The organism is Dietzia sp. Cai40 (assembly GCF_014145165.1).
Taxonomy (GTDB): domain Bacteria; phylum Actinomycetota; class Actinomycetes; order Mycobacteriales; family Mycobacteriaceae; genus Dietzia; species Dietzia natronolimnaea.
Map to the genome: position 1 here is coordinate 1 of NZ_JAALEB010000341.1, position 1,665 is coordinate 1,665.

Annotated in this window: 2 protein-coding genes; both read left to right on the top strand. The window is 72.0% G+C overall.

Annotated features, from left to right (window positions below):
* On the top strand, positions 1–615 hold a 615-nt coding region (locus G6022_RS12955; RefSeq protein ID WP_347238181.1), incomplete at its 5' end, for a DUF6541 family protein.
* Between the two features lie 89 nt (positions 616–704).
* A complete protein-coding gene (locus tag G6022_RS12960; protein WP_182691704.1) occupies positions 705–1,643 on the top strand; it encodes an SDR family NAD(P)-dependent oxidoreductase in 939 nt (312 codons plus the stop codon).
* Positions 1,644–1,665: the final 22 nt, after the last annotated feature.

Below are 1,665 nucleotides of genomic sequence, written 5' to 3' on the forward strand. Positions count from 1 at the left end.
GGGACCGGTGCGGCGGGCCTGCGGGTCGCGGTCGCCCTAGCCGCGCTGGTGGCCACCGGGTCGTGGGTCGTCCAGGCCTCGCCCGAGTACGCCGCGGCCGCGGGCGCGAACCAACGGGCGGGCAGGATGGTCGACAGTCACGATCTGCGGGCCTTCGACTGGCTCTCCGAGCAGCCACAGGCGTATTCGGGCCTGATCTACACCAACCCGGACGAGGGGTCGGGGTGGATGTACGCCACCAACGGGCTGCCCTCGACCGCACGCCACTACCTGCAGTCGGGCTCCACCGCACCGCTCACCACCCACTTGTTCTTCAGCATGGACCGGGCCGGGACCGACCCGAGGGTCGACGCCGCTCTCGACGAACTCGGCGTGACCTACGTGTACGTCAGCCCGCCCAATTACTGGGGATTCCAGAAGCCCAACGACCACCTGCTCCGGCTCGACCAGACCCCGGGCCTGGTCAAGGTCTACTCGGACTCCCAGGTGCGGATCTTCGCGGTCCGTGCCGCCTTCACCGAGGCCGAGCTCGCCCGGATCCTGGCCGACTCGCCGTTCCCGCCCGATGGACGTACGCCGCTGACCCGCGCCACCGCGCTGTACGGACGGGAGTGAGCGGGCCGGCCCGGGCCGGGTCGTATCCTTGGAGCTGTTGTCCGACAGGGCGCCGCGGCGGGTTCGCCGCACATCGGGAGGGGATCTGAATGAGGGCACTCGTGACGGGTGGGGCCGGGTTCATCGGGTCGACCCTGGTGGACCGCTTGCTGTCCGAGGGACACGAGGTGACGGTCGTCGACGACCTGTCACGGGGTCGGCTGGAGAACCTCACGAGCGCCCGCGAGGCCGGTTCGCGGTTCACCTTCCGGCAGGTGGACCTGACCGACCCCGCGATCGGGGACCTGGTGGCGGACCTCGCCCCGGAGGTCGTGTTCCACCTGGCCGCGCAGATCGACGTCCGCCTGTCGGTGGAGGACCCGGTGCATGACGCCGAGGTCAACGTGGTGGGCACCGTCCGGCTGGCCGACGCCGCCCGACGGGCCGGGGTGCGGCGGATCGTCTTCACCTCCTCGGGGGGATCGATCTACGGACCCGTCACCGACCTGCCGGTGGCCGAGTCTCGGCCGGTGGACCCGATGAGCCCCTACGCGGCGGGCAAGGTCGCGGGCGAGGTCTACCTGGAGATGTTCGCCAAGCTGTACGGCATCGAGTGGGCGGGCGTGGCGCCGGCCAACGTGTACGGGCCGCGTCAGGACCCGCACGGCGAGGCCGGGGTGGTGGCGATCTTCGCCCAGCGACTACTGGCCGGGGAGCAGACCCGGGTCTTCGGGGACGGGGGCAACACCCGGGACTACGTGTTCGTCGACGACGTGGTGGACGCCTTCGTTCGCGCCGCGACCGTTCCGGCCGCCGCCGGACTGCGCTTCAACGTGGGCACCGGAATCGAGACCAGCGACCGCGAACTGCACACCCTGGTGGCCGCGGCGGCGGGATCGGGGGACGACCCCGAGTACGCACCCGCGCGTCTGGGGGACGTCGCACGCTCGGCGCTGGACGCCGGCCGCGCCGCCGATGTGCTGGGCTGGACGCCGCGGGTCCCGATCACCGAGGGTGTCGCCCGCACCGTGGGCTACTTCAAGGGGTGAGCCCGGGCTCCTCGGCCGCCGC